The organism is Mesorhizobium sp. USDA 4775 (assembly GCF_054062655.1).
This window is the reverse complement of the sequence record NZ_JBSSFM010000001.1, coordinates 903,465-917,528: the sequence shown is the minus strand read 5'-3', so window position 1 is coordinate 917,528 and position 14,064 is coordinate 903,465. Positions and strand designations below refer to the sequence as shown.

14 protein-coding genes and 1 pseudogene are annotated in these 14,064 nt (G+C 64.7%); 8 read left to right on the top strand and 7 right to left on the bottom strand.

Translation table 11 applies throughout. From position 1 onward, the window contains the following. Positions 1–9 precede the first annotated feature (9 nt). Positions 10–2,499, top strand: coding sequence for a DNA ligase D (ligD, locus tag ACVILI_RS04670; RefSeq protein ID WP_038650930.1), 2,490 nt, complete (start codon positions 10–12; stop codon positions 2,497–2,499). Positions 2,500–2,509: 10 nt separating this feature from the next. On the opposite strand, the gene ACVILI_RS04665 is transcribed toward ligD, so the two are convergent. Next, on the bottom strand, positions 2,510–3,184 hold the full coding sequence (locus ACVILI_RS04665; RefSeq protein WP_019862264.1) for an ArsR/SmtB family transcription factor: 675 nt from the start codon (positions 3,182–3,184) through the stop codon (positions 2,510–2,512). A 170-nt stretch (positions 3,185–3,354) separates the two neighbouring features. Here ACVILI_RS04665 and ACVILI_RS04660 point away from each other — a divergent pair, with 170 nt between their 5' ends. Together ACVILI_RS04660 and ACVILI_RS04655 are read left to right on the top strand one after the other, a co-directional pair. Beyond that, a complete protein-coding gene (locus tag ACVILI_RS04660; RefSeq protein WP_038650927.1) occupies positions 3,355–3,687 on the top strand; it encodes an NIPSNAP family protein in 333 nt (110 codons plus the stop codon). Further along, positions 3,684–4,028: an antibiotic biosynthesis monooxygenase family protein gene (locus tag ACVILI_RS04655; protein ID WP_038650924.1), complete on the top strand. Its 345-nt coding sequence runs from the start codon at positions 3,684–3,686 to the stop codon at positions 4,026–4,028. The genes ACVILI_RS04660 and ACVILI_RS04655 overlap by 4 nt, the downstream gene beginning before the upstream one ends. 171 nt (positions 4,029–4,199) lie before the next feature. Here the strand turns inward: ACVILI_RS04655 and mbfA are convergent, their stop codons facing one another. Next, positions 4,200–5,183 (bottom strand): iron exporter MbfA, encoded by a 984-nt coding sequence (mbfA, locus tag ACVILI_RS04650; protein WP_019862260.1) that lies wholly within the window; start codon positions 5,181–5,183, stop codon positions 4,200–4,202. Positions 5,184–5,362: 179 nt separating this feature from the next. Between mbfA and ACVILI_RS04645 the strand changes: the two genes are divergently transcribed. Then, on the top strand, positions 5,363–5,683 hold the full coding sequence (locus tag ACVILI_RS04645) for a hypothetical protein (protein ID WP_019862259.1): 321 nt from the start codon (positions 5,363–5,365) through the stop codon (positions 5,681–5,683). A gap of 305 nt (positions 5,684–5,988) precedes the next feature. Further along, positions 5,989–6,965 (top strand): annotated as a pseudogene (locus ACVILI_RS04640) (threonine/serine dehydratase). A gap of 113 nt (positions 6,966–7,078) precedes the next feature. Here the strand turns inward: ACVILI_RS04640 and ACVILI_RS04635 are convergent. The 4 genes from ACVILI_RS04635 to ACVILI_RS04620 are packed head-to-tail and all read right to left on the bottom strand — an operon-like array spanning position 7,079 to position 10,819. Next, complete coding sequence (locus tag ACVILI_RS04635; RefSeq protein ID WP_010912557.1) at positions 7,079–8,215, bottom strand: ABC transporter permease; 1,137 nt, start codon at positions 8,213–8,215, stop codon at positions 7,079–7,081. Next, complete coding sequence (locus ACVILI_RS04630; protein ID WP_019862256.1) at positions 8,212–9,132, bottom strand: ABC transporter ATP-binding protein; 921 nt, start codon at positions 9,130–9,132, stop codon at positions 8,212–8,214. Before ACVILI_RS04630 ends, ACVILI_RS04635 begins: the two co-directional genes overlap by 4 nt. Then, the gene (locus tag ACVILI_RS04625; protein ID WP_019862255.1) at positions 9,129–10,082 is read right to left on the bottom strand and encodes an HlyD family secretion protein; all 954 of its coding nucleotides are present in this window, start codon (positions 10,080–10,082) and stop codon (positions 9,129–9,131) included. Before ACVILI_RS04625 ends, ACVILI_RS04630 begins: the two co-directional genes overlap by 4 nt. Continuing rightward, positions 10,079–10,819 (bottom strand): CerR family C-terminal domain-containing protein, encoded by a 741-nt coding sequence (locus tag ACVILI_RS04620; RefSeq protein ID WP_038650918.1) that lies wholly within the window; start codon positions 10,817–10,819, stop codon positions 10,079–10,081. Before ACVILI_RS04620 ends, ACVILI_RS04625 begins: the two co-directional genes overlap by 4 nt. Before the next feature lie 90 nt (positions 10,820–10,909). Between ACVILI_RS04620 and ACVILI_RS04615 the strand changes: the two genes are divergently transcribed. From ACVILI_RS04615 to ACVILI_RS04605, 3 genes are read left to right on the top strand one after another with little or no spacing between them, the layout of a single operon-like run. Continuing rightward, a complete protein-coding gene (locus ACVILI_RS04615) occupies positions 10,910–11,383 on the top strand; it encodes a CYTH domain-containing protein (protein WP_457102345.1) in 474 nt (157 codons plus the stop codon). Then, on the top strand, positions 11,380–12,324 hold the full coding sequence (locus ACVILI_RS04610) for a CHAD domain-containing protein (protein ID WP_019862252.1): 945 nt from the start codon (positions 11,380–11,382) through the stop codon (positions 12,322–12,324). Before ACVILI_RS04615 ends, ACVILI_RS04610 begins: the two co-directional genes overlap by 4 nt. Positions 12,325–12,379: 55 nt before the next feature. Further along, a complete protein-coding gene (locus tag ACVILI_RS04605; protein ID WP_019862251.1) occupies positions 12,380–13,186 on the top strand; it encodes a C40 family peptidase in 807 nt (268 codons plus the stop codon). Positions 13,187–13,192: 6 nt separating this feature from the next. Here ACVILI_RS04605 and ACVILI_RS04600 read toward each other — a convergent pair whose 3' ends face one another. Continuing rightward, complete coding sequence (locus ACVILI_RS04600; protein ID WP_038650911.1) at positions 13,193–13,990, bottom strand: helix-turn-helix domain-containing protein; 798 nt, start codon at positions 13,988–13,990, stop codon at positions 13,193–13,195. Between the last annotated feature and the right edge of the window lie 74 nt (positions 13,991–14,064).

Genomic DNA, 14,064 nt, shown 5'->3' with positions numbered 1-14,064 from the left:
GGACATCATATGGCCGGCCTCGAACAATATCACGCCAAGCGCGATTTCAAGAAAACGTCGGAGCCGGCGGGCAAGGTCGCACGCACGAAAAAGAGCGAAGCGGGCGGCATCTTCGTCATCCACAAGCACGCTGCGACCAGGCTGCATTACGATCTTCGCCTCGAGCATGGCGGCGTGCTGTGGAGCTGGGCCGTGACGCGAGGGCCGAGCCTTGATCCGCACGAAAAGCGGCTCGCCGTTCATGTCGAGGATCACCCGATCGACTATGCGCCGTTCGAAGGCACGATCCCGAAGGGCGAATATGGCGGCGGCTCGGTCATCGTCTGGGACGAGGGGACATGGGTGCCTGAGACCGACCCGGCCAAGGCGATGAAGAAGGGCCACATCAGTTTCGAGCTCAACGGCCACAAATTGCATGGGCTGTGGCATCTGGTGCGGCTGAAGCCGCGGGCGGGCGAAAAGCGCGACAACTGGCTCTTGATCAAGTCCGACGATGCCGCGGCGCGCCCGGGCGAGGACATTTTGAAGGAGAGGCCGGAATCGGTGAAGTCGGGCCTGACGATCGAAGAGGTCGGCGAGGGCAAGGCGGCCAAGGGTAAGAAGCCAGAAGTCTGGCACTCCAACAAGCCGGCCGCCGGCAAGGCGAAGGCCGCAAGCCGCAAACTCGTTTTCATCGAGCCGCAACTGGCGACGCTGGAGCGGGACGCACCACCGGGCAAGGACTGGCTGCATGAAGTCAAATTCGACGGCTATCGCATGCAGGCGCATATCGCCGGCACGGATGTGCGGCTCTTGACCCGCACCGGCCTCGACTGGACGGAAAAATTCGGCGGGGAGATCATTGCCGAGCTCGCCGGGCTGAAGTGCAGCGACGCCATCATCGACGGCGAAATTGTCGTGCTGGCCGACAGCGGCGTCTCGTCCTTCGCGCTGCTGCAGCAGGATCTGTCGGCGAAGCGGGCAAACCGCTTCCTCTATTACGTGTTCGACCTGATGCGTCTCGACGGCAAGGATTTGCGCGCCGAGCCGCTGGTCGAGCGCAAGCAGGCCTTGCAGGAGCTGCTCGGCAAGCAGGCCGAGAACCCGGCGGTGCGTTTCTCCGACCATTTTTTCGAGCCCGGCAAGATCATGCTGGAGCATGCCTGCAGGATGGGGCTGGAAGGCGTCGTGTCCAAACGCGCCGATGCGCCCTATCGCAGCGGGCGCGGCCCGACCTGGGTGAAGTCGAAATGCACGGCACGGCAGGAATTCGTCATCGGCGGCTATCTGCCTTCGGACAAGACCGGGCGCGGGCTGCGCTCGCTGCTGGTCGGCTATTACGAGGGCGGCAAACTGCAGTATGCCGGTCGTGTCGGCACCGGTTTTTCCGCCAAAGGCGCGACGGAGCTGAAGAACAAGCTCGACGCGCTGCAGGCGAAGGCTTCGCCCTTCGACAAGGCCGTGCCGAAAGGCAAGGGGCTGGTCTGGGTCAAGCCGGAATTGGTCGGCGAAGTGGAGTTTCGCAGCTGGACGTCGGACCGTATAATACGTCATGCCTCGTTCCAGGGGCTGCGCGAGGACAAGCCGGCGGAGGACGTTGTGCAGGAAAAGCCCAAGGCAGCGACAGGCAAGGGCAAGCCGGCCTCGAGCGGCGGCGGGACGATGACGACCAGCGTAAAACTCTCGCATCCCGACAAGCTGCTATGGCCCGACGAGAAGATCTCCAAGCAGGGCCTGCTCGACCATTACGCCGAGGTTTGGCCGCGCATGGAGCAGTTCGTCGTCAACCGGCCGCTCAGCCTGGTGCGGGCGCCGGACGGCATCGGCGGCCCGCGCTTCTTCCAAAAACATGCCTCGGCCGGCATGAGCGACAGAATAGCCCGGATGAAAGACCCGACGGATGGCGAGGAAATCCTGTTCGTGCGAGATTTCGACGGGGTGGCGGCGCTCGTCCAGTACGGCGTGGTCGAAATCCACATCTGGGGATGCACGATCGACAAGCTTGAACAGCCGGACCAGATCATCTTCGATCTCGACCCCGATGAAGGTGTCGACGTCAAAGCGGTGCGCGAGGCGGCGCTCGATATCAGGGGCAGGCTCGACGAGCTGTCGCTGCCGAACTTCGTCAAGACATCGGGCGGCAAGGGCTATCATGTGCTGGTGCCGCTGAAACCGTCGGCGGACTGGGAGGCGGTGAAGACCTTCGCCCATGATTTCGCCAAGGCGCTCGAACAGGGTGCCCCCGACCGCTACACGGCGACGCTGTCGAAGAAGGCGCGCACCGGGAAAATCTTCGTCGACTATCTGCGCAATGGCAGGGGCTCGACAACGGTCGCTCCGTATTCCTCGCGCGCCAAGAAGGGCGCCACCGTATCGATGCCGGTGACCTGGGCCGAGATCGAGGCCGGCCTGGCGCCGAACGCTTTCCCCATAGGCGACAAGACGACGCTGAAGCAGTTGGCGGAAGCCGATCCTTGGGTGGATTTCTTCAAGCAGGGCAAGGTGTTGAAGCGGGGGTAGTTCTCGGCGCTCAGCTCAAAAACACTTTCTCGAAGGCCTGCTTGCCCGGTGGCGAGAAAATCACCGCGCGGCTGTCCTTTTCGCGGCGCGCCCATTTTTCCAGAAGGATCTTGTCGAGGATGGCGGCGCCCAGCGTGCCGGCGAGGTGCGAGCGGCGCACGCTCCAGTCGAGGCAGGCGCGGCAGACCGGGCGGCGCGGTTTGGCGTCGACATCGATGCCGATCGCGGCAAAATGCGACGACGCGGATGGCCCAAGCCTGATCTCCCTGTCGTCGCGCAGCAATATGTCTTTCTCGACCAGACGGTCGAGCATCGCCACCGCCTGCTCGCCGGCGAGATGGTCGTAGCAGACGCGGGCGACGCGCATGGCGCCGTCGCGCGGGCCGGGCCGCACGCGCTTGGGGCCGACAGCCTCGGCGACACCGGTGATGGCCTCGATCATGCCCGCCACTTGCGGCCCGGCAAGGCCGTAATAGCGGTGCCTGCCCTGGCTGGCCAAGGTCAGCAGCCCGCCCTCCATCAGTTTCGACAGATGCGAAGAGGCGGTCGGCAGCGACACGCCGGCTTCCAGCGCCAATTCGCTCGCCGTCAGCGCCGTGCCGCCCATCAGCGCGTTCAGCATGTTGGCGCGGGCCGGGTCGCCGACCAGGCTGGCGATGCGGGCGATGTCAGGTCCTTCACGCATAGTTCGTTCCTCATCGAAGCATTCTTGTCAGATAGCCATTATTCTCCGGCCAGATCAAGGAGCCGGCGACGCAAGCGACGATGGCTCCTGACACGAACTGCCTAGCACACCAATGCGTATGACGTTTCGACCGCGCTCGAAGCGTCGATGCAGAACCCAAGGAGACGACCGTGACCATCACCTGCTTTATCCGCTATCAGATCGACCCGTTCGGCAAGGCCGCCTTCGAGGAATACGCCCGCAACTGGGGCCAGGCCATTCCGCGCTGTGGGGCCGATCTGATCGGTTACTATGCCCCGCATGAAGGCTCGGCGACGACGGCCTACGCCGCCTACAACATCGAGAACCTGGCGGCCTATGAAGCCTATCGCGCCCGGCTTGCCGCCGATCCCGCCGGCAAGGCAAACTATGAGTTCGCCAAGCGCGAACGATTCATCCTCAAGGAGGACCGCATGTTCCTGAAACACGTCTCCGGGCCGCACGCCAAGCTGGTGCTGCCGTGATCGCCGTCATCTTCGAGGTGCAGCCCGCGGAGGGCCGGCGCGATGCCTATCTCGGCATCGCCGCCAATCTGCGTCCCTTGCTCGACGGCATTGACGGCTTCATCTCGATCGAACGTTTTCAGAGCCTCGCCGACCCGAACCGCATCCTGTCGCTGTCGTTCTGGCGCGACGAGGACGCGGTGAAGGCCTGGCGCAACACCGAAGAGCACAGGCAGGCGCAGCATGCCGGCCGCGGCGGCATCTTTGCCGGCTACCGATTGCGCATAGCGCATGTGGTCAGGGATTATGGGCTGACCGAAAGGGACGAGGCGCCGGCGGACAGCCGGGCCGTGAATGGGTAGTGGAGAGGCGCGTTTCTTCCTTCTCCCCTTGCGGGAGAAGGTGGCCTCGCGAAGCGAGGGCGGATGAGGGGTGTTCCAGGGAACACCAGCGCCTCACTCCGTTGGAGCACCCCTCATCCGTCTCGGCGCTACGCGCCGATCCACCTTCCCCCACAAGGGGGGAAGGAAGAACTATGCATTCCCGATCAGCACGCCGGCCGCGAACACCAGCGCGCCGCCCAGCACCACCTGGAAGGCGGCGCGCAGGAACGGGGTCTGCATGTAGCGGTTCTGGACGAAGGCGATGGCCCACAGCTCGAAGAACACCACGACGGCGGCAACCGCCGTCGCCGTCCAGAAATGCGGGATGAGATAGGGCAATGCGTGGCCGAGACCACCGGCCGATGTCATGACGCCAGTGGTGATGCCGCGCTTTATCGGCGAGCCGCGACCCGAGAGCTTGCCGTCGTCGGAAGCGACTTCCGTAAAGCCCATGGAGATACCGGCGCCGATCGACGCGGCAAGCCCGACCAGGAAGGTCTGCCAGGTGTCGTGCGTGGCAAAGGCAGCGGCGAAGATCGGCGCCAGCGTCGACACCGAACCGTCCATCAGGCCTGCCAGGCCCGGCTGCACATAAGTCAGGATGAACTGGCGCTGCTCGGCGGCGGCCTCTTCATCCTTCACTTCGCCAGGCACATGCTTCTGCTCCAGCCGCTGGGCGAGCGTCTCGTGGCCCTGTTCGGCTATTGCCAGGTCGCCGAGAAGTTTTCGCGTCGAGGCATCGGTCGTGCGCTTTGCCGCCTCGACGTAGAACAGATAGGCCTGCCGCTCCATGGCCTCGGCCTGGCTGCGCACATGCTCGATGCCGAGCGGCCTCACCAGCCAGTCGGGCTTGCGCTCATAGTAGCCCTTCACATGTTCGCGCCGGATCAGCGGGATGCGCTCGCCGAAACGCTTGCGGAAGAGCTCGATCAGCGAGTCGCGATGGCCGTCCTCTTCCTCGGCCATCTCCTCGAACACTTTCGCCGATTGCGGGAAGTTTTCCGCCAGCCCGTCGGCATAGGCGCGGTAGATGCGCCCGTCATCTTCCTCGGATGAAATGGCCAGCGCCAGGATTTCCTGTTCGGAGAGCGATTCGAAGGGGCGGCGGCCGAAACCGAAAACACGGGAAAGCATGAGGAAAGGATCCTAGTTTAGAATTGTTCTAAACTAGGGTCTGCGGTGCTCCGGGTCAATCGCGCTGAAGTCTCGGGGTTCAAGAATTGTTGAAGCGCTTGAGCGGCGTCGACCCTTATCTATTGGCAAAGCTTCACCTATATAGCTGAACCTAAGACAAGAATGAGGATTTTGAGCGTATGACGAAGCCGCACCCCCAGCATTTCGACCCGAAACCCGTTCTCGATCTCATCGCCAGCATCGAGGCCGATCTGCAGCGCCTGAAGGGCCTGGTCGAGCAGCAGATCGAGAAATTCGACCCCGCCAACCCGCACAACAAGGCCCCCGACGGCAAGCTGACCGAGGAAGGGGTCGAGTGCTGCTACCGCATGTTCGACGAAGGCAAGTCGCGCTATTCGGTCGCCCAGCAGATGAAGATCTCATTTGCCGCCGCCACGCATCGCTTCAACAATTGGCGCAAGCTGGGCGGGACGAAGAGGCAGCGGACTTTGCTGGGGTGAGAACCCGGTTCGCCGCAGGCGAATTGAAAGGTCCGGTGGACCTTTCAAGGGTTTGAACCGGGGAGCTGCCGCAGGCAGCGGGCCCCCGGCTAAGCGCTCCGACTGCAGGAAACAGAACATCGCAGACGTCGGCGGGACAGCACCCCCCTCTGTCCGGCAGGACAGAGGGGGGTGGCCGGCCGTAACGCTAGCCACACTTGGCACCTAGCTCATATCGCCAACTTTGTATCGGTCACATCTTTTCGTTGGCATGGCGCGGCCGTTTGCGTGCACCATGGCCGGATCACATCGCCACAGGATCCGCCATGACCACCCCTCCCGGCATCGCCGACATCCATGCTGCCGCCGCGCGGCTTTCCGGCCTGATCGTCGAAACGCCATTGATCGAATCGGCCGAGCTGAACAAACGCTTCGGCGGCCGTATCCTGTTCAAGCCGGAGACGTTGCAGCGCACCGGCTCGTTCAAGTTCCGCGGTGCCTACAACAAGCTGTCGTCGCTGAGCGAGGAAGAGCGCAGCCGTGGCGTCGTCGCCTTCTCCTCCGGCAATCATGCGCAAGGGGTCGCCGCTTCGGCCGCCATGTTCGGCGTCAAGGCGGTCATCGCCATGCCGGCGGACGCGCCGGCGATGAAGATCGGCAATGTCCGCAGGATGGGGGCGGAAGTGGTGCCGTTCGACCGCTTTCGCGATGACCGCATGACCGTGGTTCGCCCCTATATCGACAAGGGCATGGTGCTGGTGCCGCCCTTCGACGATCCGGCCATCATTGCCGGGCAAGGTACGATCGGCCTTGAACTCATGCGGCAGGCCAAAGCGCTTGGCGTCAGCCTCGACGCCGTCGTCATTCCCTGCGGTGGCGGCGGGCTGTCGAGCGGCATTTCGGTCGCGGTCAAGGATGCCTCGCCCAGCACCGCGGTCTGGGCGGTGGAGCCCGAGCATTTCGACGACACGCGCCGCTCGCTCGCCGCCGGCGCCCGGGTTTCGAACGAACGGGTTACAGCTCGATCTGCGACGCGATCCTGACCGCCGAGCCGGGCGCCATCACCTTCGAAATCAACCGCAAGAACCTCGCCGGCGCCATCGCCGTCTCCGACAAGGCGACCGCACAGGCGATGCGCGACGCCATGGCCTATCTCAAGCTGGTGGTCGAGCCGGGCGGCTGCGTGGCCCTCGCGGCGCTGGGGTCGGGCGAGATCGAACTGTCCGGCAAAAGTGTCGCCGTGGTGCTGTCCGGCGGCAATGTCGATTTCGGCACCTATGCCGGGATCATGGCGGCCGCCTGAACGCCCTATACTCTCCGGGGTGCCCACTATCGGCGCGGCCCGACGGCCTGCCATCCAACCCAAGTGGCCTGCACGTAGCGTAGCCTTTTCAGCGACCTCCTTGCGAGCGCCGGTCAGTCCAGCGTGCGCCTGAACCGCAGCAGCGCGGTGCCCGCGAACACCAGCACGAACACGGCCAGCCAGCCGACCTCGGTGGCGATGGCATGGAAGTCGGCGCCCTTCAGCATCACCGATCGGGTGATGCGCAGGAAATGCGTCAGCGGGAAGATTTCGCCCAGCGCCTGGGCCCAGCCCGGCATGCCCCGATAGGGGAACATGAAGCCGGACAGGAGCAGTGACGGCAGGAAGAAAAAGAAGGTGAGCTGCATCGCCTGCATCTGCGAGCGGGCCATGGTCGAGATGGTGTAGCCGAGCAGCACCAGCGACAGCACGAAGACAAGCACCGACGACAACAGCAGCGTCAGGCTGCCGACGAAGGGGATATCGAACAGAAGCTTCGCCGCCACCAGCACCACCGCCACCTGCACCGCGCCGACGACAAGGAAGGGCAGCACCTTGCCCAGCATGATTTCGGCCGGACTGGACGGCATGGCGAGCAGGTTTTCCATCGTGCCGCGCTCGGTTTCGCGGGTCAGCGCCATGGCCGTCATCATCACCATGGTCATCTGCAGGATGACGCCGAGCAGACCGGGCACGATGTTGTATTGCGAAATGCCTTCAGGATTGTAGCGATGGTGCACCACCACCTGCAGCTGCTGTCTGGCATTCTCGGCGGCCGCCGCCTGCATGCCTTGCGCGCGCAGCAGCGCCTGGCTCGCCACCGTGCTCAGCGTGGAAATGGCGCCGCTCGCGGCCGAGGGATCGGTCGCGTCGGCCTCGATCAGGATCTGCGGATTGTCGCCGCGCTCGACTCGGCTGGCGAAGTCGGCCGGGATGGTGACGACGAAGGAAACGTCGCCGCGCGCCATCAGGAACTCCGCCTCTTCGGCGCTTTCGGTAACATGGTCGAAATGGTAGTAGCCCGTCACCTGCAGCGCCGAGACCATGGCGCGCGTATACTGGTCGTTGCTCATCGCCACCAGCGCCGTCGGCAGGCCCTTCGGATCGTTGTTGATGGCAAAGCCGAACAGAATGAGCTGCAGCAGCGGCACGCCGAGCATCATGGCGAAGGTGATGCGGTCGCGCCGCATCTGGATGAATTCCTTGATCAGCAGGGCACCGAGCCGGGCGAAAGAGAAGACGCTGTTCATGCCATATTGTCCTTCGACCCCGACATGAACTGGATGAAGACATCCTCCAGGCTGGTTTCGCCCGGCGCGACCGTCACGCGCTCATGCTCCTTCTCGACATCGGCAAGGGCTGCCTCGAGCTTCTTCCTGTCGGAACCGACGACATGCAGCGTGGCACCGAAAGGCGCCACCTGGTCGACGCCGGGGCGGCCATGCAGCTCTTCGGCCACCTTGGCGAGCCGTGGACCCTGCACCACGAACGTCGTCAGGCCGGCGTTTTTCACCACCTCCTCAACGGTGCCGGTGGCCAGCATCTTGCCATAGGAGATGTAGCTGATGCGGTGGCAGCGCTCGGCTTCGTCCATGTAATGGGTCGAGACCAGCACGGTGAGCCCGCCGCTGGCGAGGCGATGGATCTCGTCCCAGAATTCGCGCCGCGCCTTCGGGTCGACGCCTGCCGTCGGCTCGTCGAGCAGCAGCAATTTCGGCTTGTGCATGATGCAGGCGGCGAGCGCCAGCCGCTGCTTCCAACCGCCGGAGAGCGTGCCGGCCAGCTGGTTGCGGCGCGTGGTCAGCCCGAGTTCCTCCAATGTCCTGGCGACATACTCCTCGACCGGTTTCAGCCGGTAGAGCCGCGCCACGAATTCGAGGTTCTCGCCGATCGTCAGATCTTCGTAGAAGGAGAATTTCTGCGTCATGTAGCCGACTTCGCGCTTGATCCTGAGCGACTCCGTGCGGATGTTGAAACCGAGCACCGTGCCTTCGCCTTCGTCGGGCGTCAGCAGGCCGCACATGATGCGGATGGTGGTGGTCTTGCCTGAACCGTTGGGGCCGAGGAAGCCGACGATCTCGCCTTCGGCGACCGACATCGTCACATGGTCGACGACGGTCTTGTCGCCGAACCGCTTGACCAGGCCGTGAACGTCGATGGCGTTCATTTTGCCGTTCCCGCAAGATCGACGTCGACGATCTGGCCGGGCTGCAGCGGGCCGGCGTCGCCCTCCGGCCGCGCCTCGACCAGATAGACCAGCTTCTGCCGGTTCTCGAGCGAATAGATCACCGGCGGGGTGAATTCGGGATCGGGCGAGACATAGCTGACGCGCGCCTTCACATCGGGGCCGCAGCCGTCGCAATGGACGCTGAGCAGGCTGCCGATCCTGACCGAGGCGAAGGCGGCTTCCGGTATGTAGACGCTGAGCTTGACCGCACCGTCAGGCAGCATCGAGATGACCGGCGCGGTCGGGCCGGCGGTGTCGCCGGGATTGCGGATGACGTCGTTGACGCGGCCGGGCGAAGGTGCGGCGAGCGTGCGCTTGGACAGCCGCCACTGAGCCTGCTGCAGGGCTGCCTGCGCCTGCTTGACCTGGTTGTCGGCGGCCTTGATCGTCTCGGGCCGCGCCGGCAGGCCGCCGACGGCGAGATTGGCCTGCGCCTGGCCGACCTGGGCGTTGGCGGTCTCCAGCGTCGCCGAGGCGGTGTCGTAATCGGCCTGGGTGCCGGTGCCGCGCTTGAACAGATCGGCGGCGCGGTCGTATTTGCGCTTTGCATCGTCGGCTTGCGCCTTGGCCATGTCGACCTGCGCCTTGAGTGCGGCGATCTCTTCCGGCCGCTTGCCGACCTGCAGATCGGCGAGCTGCGCCTGCGCCTGGGCGAGGCTTGCCTGGGCCTGCGCCACCGCGATCCTGGCGTCGGCGCTTTCCAGCGTCACCACCGTCGCACCGGGCGTGACGCGATCGCCGCGCTTGACGGCGACGGTCTCGACCTGCGCCACCTCGATCGGCGCCAGCAGCACATAATCGCCCTCGACATAGCCGACGGCGAGTGGAGCGGCGGGCGCACAGGCACTGAGGAGCTTGGCGGCAAGCGGCAAGGAGCAAAGGAAACTCATTGTTTTGATCCAATTGGGGGTTTTGATCCCATTTTAGGTTTTGATCCCATTCGGGCGGCCAGTATGGCGCTGAGATTGTCCGTCGTGACCGCCACGACCTTGGCGGCCTCGGCGGCGCCGATGTCGTGCCAGCCCATGCGGCGCTTCACCGCCTCGCGGCCGATGCGGAAATAGACGACCTGGCCGATCAGCGTGAACACGGTGAGCCGGGTCCGCTCGCTTTCGGCCGGCTCGCCGGTCGCCTGCTCCCAGAGATAACATAGCCGGCGATGCGTGGGCTCGAACACGCCGTCATAGATGCGGTCGAGCGCAGCGGTGGGATGCTGCAGTTCGCGCAGCAAGAATTGCACGATCTCGCCGGCGTGCGGCTGCGCCACGACGAAACCGACGATCCCCTCTATTGCGGCGAAAAGCTGCGCGCGCGCCGCCTTGGGATCGCCCGCCGGCGCGGCCTGGCCACTGGCTGGCGCCTGGCCGGCGGCCAGTGCCCGGCCGGCAACAGCCTGGACGGTTTCGACGATATAGTCGGCGACGGCGGCGCGGAGGCCCTCCTTGCCGCCGAAATGATAGGCGATCGAGCCGATATTGGCCTGCGCCTCGCCCGCGATCTCACGGGTCGAGGTGCCGTCGAAACCCTGCCGGCCGAACAGTTTCAGCGCCGCCTGCACGAGTGCTGCACGGGTCGGCTCCGGTGATGTCTCGCGGCGGGAATTTTTGGCGTCGGGCAATTTGATCATGACAGGGCTTTAATCAATCGATTGATTAAAGTCAACTTGTGTTCGGAGCTGTCTTGCCATCGCCCGCGCCAAACGCTTTAGTGCGCGGCCATGGGCAAGGAAGTCGAGCGCAAGTTCCTGGTCTCCAGCACCGCATGGCGGGAGCTGGCCGAGGCGGACATCCGCATGCGACAGTTCTATCTCGCCACGGCGCCCGGGCGAACCGTCCGCATCCGCATCAGCGACGGCGCTTCCGCCAAGCTGACGCTCAAATTCGGCAGCGGCGCTCGCGAGCGCGACGAGTTCGAATATCCGATCCCGCTTGTCGATGCCCTGGAGATGCTGGACTTCGCCATCGGACGTGTCATCGAGAAGACACGTCACCATGTTAGGCATCGCGGCTATCTCTATGAAGTCGATGTCTTTGGCGGTGCACTGGCGGGACTTGTGGTGGCCGAACTCGAAACTCCGGAAGATGTGCCGGACGAAATGCTGCCTGACTGGCTCGGCCGTGAAGTGACCGGCGAGCAGAAATTCTACAACGCGTCGCTCGCCCTCGGGGGGATACCGGAGATCGCCGCATGAGCTTTCGCATCGACCCGCGCCTGCCGCTGACCGGCGAGGTCAGGCGCATCCTTGCCGCGGAAATCGGCAAGGCGCTCCAGCATCTGGATGCGGCGCGCAGCCGGCCGGAACAGGGGCTGCATAAATGCCGCAAGCGGCTGAAGAGCGCGCGTGCCTTGCTGCGGCTGGTTCATTCCGGTGACGAAACATTCTGCACAACAGAGAATCAATGCTATCGCAACGTGGCGGCGCTGCTTGCCGCCCCCCGCGAGGCGACGGCGCTGATCGAGACCCTCGACCGGCTGGCCGCAGCTTTTCCCAAGGAGAGCGCCGATGGCGGGCTCGACGCCGTGCGCGACAGGCTGGTCGCCCGTCAGCACGATTTGCATGAAGGCGCCGGCCTCGAAGCCGCGATCGGCGCGGCGACCGCTGCCTGCGAAGACGGCATGAAGCGAATCGAAAGCCTCGCCTTGCCCGACCAGCCGGAACAGGCAGCCGACGTGCTGGCCGAGGGCGCACGCGTCACTCTGCGCCGCGCCAAAAAGGCGCTCGACAAGGCCAGCGCGCGCGGCGAAGCCAATGATTTCCATGATTTGCGCAAGGCCGCCAAGACGCATGGCATGCACCTGTCCCTGCTGGGAAGGCTGTGGCCGACGCCGATCAAGGCGCGGCGCAAGGCGGTGGATGAACTGGGCGAGCGGCTCGGCGAACTGCATGACCTGTTCGTCATGCGCGCGCTGCTCGAGGCGGACGACGAGCCGCTGGGTCCGCACGAGGACACAAAGCTTCTCGGCAAGCTGTTGAAGCGCTCGGAGAAGAGCCTGAGGAAATCCTGCCTTGCCGAGGCGGCCGAGCTGTTCGGCGACAGCCCCAAGCGCTCGACACGCAAGCTGGCCCGCAAGGCGCGCGACGACCTGGCCAGCCCGGCGCCGCATGACGAGACGAACGCTTCCGCCGGCTGACCAAACGCCGGCGCGCTGGCACTCCCGCGCCGGCCCGTGCTAGTCACGCTCTACCATGACCGAGCCCGGCGACACGCTTCTGGATCGACTTGGCCGCTGGCTGGCTGGCCGGCTGCAGCAAGAATCCTCCGGCTATGAGCCCTATACCCCATCCGACGCCGAAACGCTGCGCCGCACGCTGGAGCCAGGCGACATCCTGCTGGTCGAGGGCAACCAGAAGATTTCGGCGGCTATCAAATACCTCACCCAGTCGACCTGGTCGCATGCGGCATTCTATGTCGGCGACGCGCTGGCCGAACCGGAGGACGGAACCGAGCGGCGTCGGCTGATCGAGGTGACGCTCGGCGAAGGCTGCGTGGCGGTACCCCTGTCGCGCTATCGCACCTACAACACCCGCATCTGCCGGGCGAGCGGGCTGACACCGGAGGACCGCGATCACGTCGTCGCCTTCATGATCGGCAAGCTTGGCCTGAGATACGACCTCAAGAACATTTTCGACATGTTGCGCTACTTCTTCCCGACACCGCCGGTGCCGGTGCGCTGGCGGCGCCGCATGCTGGCTTTCGGCTCCGGCGATCCGACGCGGGCCATCTGCTCCTCGCTCATCGCCGAGGCCTATGGCCAGATCCACTACCCGATCCTGCCCGAGATCACCCGTGCGCCGGGCCGCGCTTCGGCGCAGTCGACCTACATGCGCAAGGAAATCCTGCACATTCGCCACCACTCGCTCTACACGCCTCGCGACTTCGACCTGTCGCCGTTTTTCCGCATCGTCAAGCCGACGCTGGAATATGGTTTCGACTACCGGCAGATGGTCTGGGACGACAAGGCTGCGGGCGCGGAGACGAGGGCCGCCGAATAGCAGATGCTAGGCCGGCATGGGGCGACGTGTCTTGGCGACCCGATCGTCGGGCCTTGCCCCGGCATCGCGCGGGTGCGGGCCGATCGGCATGATCGCGGGGAACGGCGTCGCGCCGAAGGCAAACGTGAATTTGTAGCCGGTGAGCCCGTCCTCGGGCGTCGTATGCTGGTCGTGATGGGCGAGCAGCTTGGCGCGCTCGGCCAACTCCTCGGCCTCGCGCCGTACCATCTCCGCCGTCTCCGGCCGCATCCGCCTGGAGAAGCTGACGAAGGTCGCCTCCTTGTCGATATGGGTGATGGCCCAGCCGATGAAATTCTTGTTGGTCATCTCGAACAGCGGCCTCAGCGGCCCTTCGAAATTCCACTGGATCGGCGTCTCGACCAGCAATCTTGCCGAAAGACCCCGGCCGAGCGCGATCAGGCCGAGCTCCTCGAGGTCTCGCAGATAGAGGAACATCGAGGCCTCGCTCAGGCCTTGCGAGCGCATGATGCCTTCGGGCGTGAACTTTTCCGACAGCATGACGAAGATGAACAGCAGCGCCGGCCGGCCGGCCAGCCTCTGTTCGATCTCGGGCGCGATGTGGTTGACCGGACCCGGCCCGCGGTTCATCGAGCCGAGTACGTTCTCCAGCTCGACGCCGGCGGCCGTGCAGATCTCCATCAGCCGGTCGAGCTTGCAGTTGCGCTCGTGGAAGATGCGCTTCACCGTCGGCTCGGAAACGCCCATGCGTTCGGCAAGCTCGCGATAGGTGACGCCCTTGGCCTTCAGCGTCCGCTTCAGCGCCTCGAAGATCAGACTGTTCATGGCATGCACCTCTTGCCGGCAGTTTCGTATCGATATTTGATACTAGCGGTAATCTGGCTTCCGGAAAAGTATCG

What these genes read in the sequence shown, in the direction of transcription:
- ligD (WP_038650930.1), top strand. Translation starts at nt 10, where the DNA reads ATGGCCGGCCTCGAACAATATCACGCCAAGCGCGATTTCAAGAAAACG.
- ACVILI_RS04665 (WP_019862264.1), bottom strand. Translation starts at nt 3,184, where the DNA reads ATGCGTGAAGGACCTGACATCGCCCGCATCGCCAGCCTGGTCGGCGAC.
- mbfA (WP_019862260.1), bottom strand. Translation starts at nt 5,183, where the DNA reads ATGCTTTCCCGTGTTTTCGGTTTCGGCCGCCGCCCCTTCGAATCGCTC.
- ACVILI_RS04645 (WP_019862259.1), top strand. Translation starts at nt 5,363, where the DNA reads ATGACGAAGCCGCACCCCCAGCATTTCGACCCGAAACCCGTTCTCGAT.
- ACVILI_RS04635 (WP_010912557.1), bottom strand. Translation starts at nt 8,215, where the DNA reads ATGAACAGCGTCTTCTCTTTCGCCCGGCTCGGTGCCCTGCTGATCAAG.
- ACVILI_RS04630 (WP_019862256.1), bottom strand. Translation starts at nt 9,132, where the DNA reads ATGAACGCCATCGACGTTCACGGCCTGGTCAAGCGGTTCGGCGACAAG.
- ACVILI_RS04625 (WP_019862255.1), bottom strand. Translation starts at nt 10,082, where the DNA reads ATGAGTTTCCTTTGCTCCTTGCCGCTTGCCGCCAAGCTCCTCAGTGCC.
- ACVILI_RS04620 (WP_038650918.1), bottom strand. Translation starts at nt 10,819, where the DNA reads ATGATCAAATTGCCCGACGCCAAAAATTCCCGCCGCGAGACATCACCG.
- ACVILI_RS04615 (WP_457102345.1), top strand. Translation starts at nt 10,910, where the DNA reads ATGGGCAAGGAAGTCGAGCGCAAGTTCCTGGTCTCCAGCACCGCATGG.
- ACVILI_RS04610 (WP_019862252.1), top strand. Translation starts at nt 11,380, where the DNA reads ATGAGCTTTCGCATCGACCCGCGCCTGCCGCTGACCGGCGAGGTCAGG.
- ACVILI_RS04605 (WP_019862251.1), top strand. Translation starts at nt 12,380, where the DNA reads ATGACCGAGCCCGGCGACACGCTTCTGGATCGACTTGGCCGCTGGCTG.
- ACVILI_RS04600 (WP_038650911.1), bottom strand. Translation starts at nt 13,990, where the DNA reads ATGAACAGTCTGATCTTCGAGGCGCTGAAGCGGACGCTGAAGGCCAAG.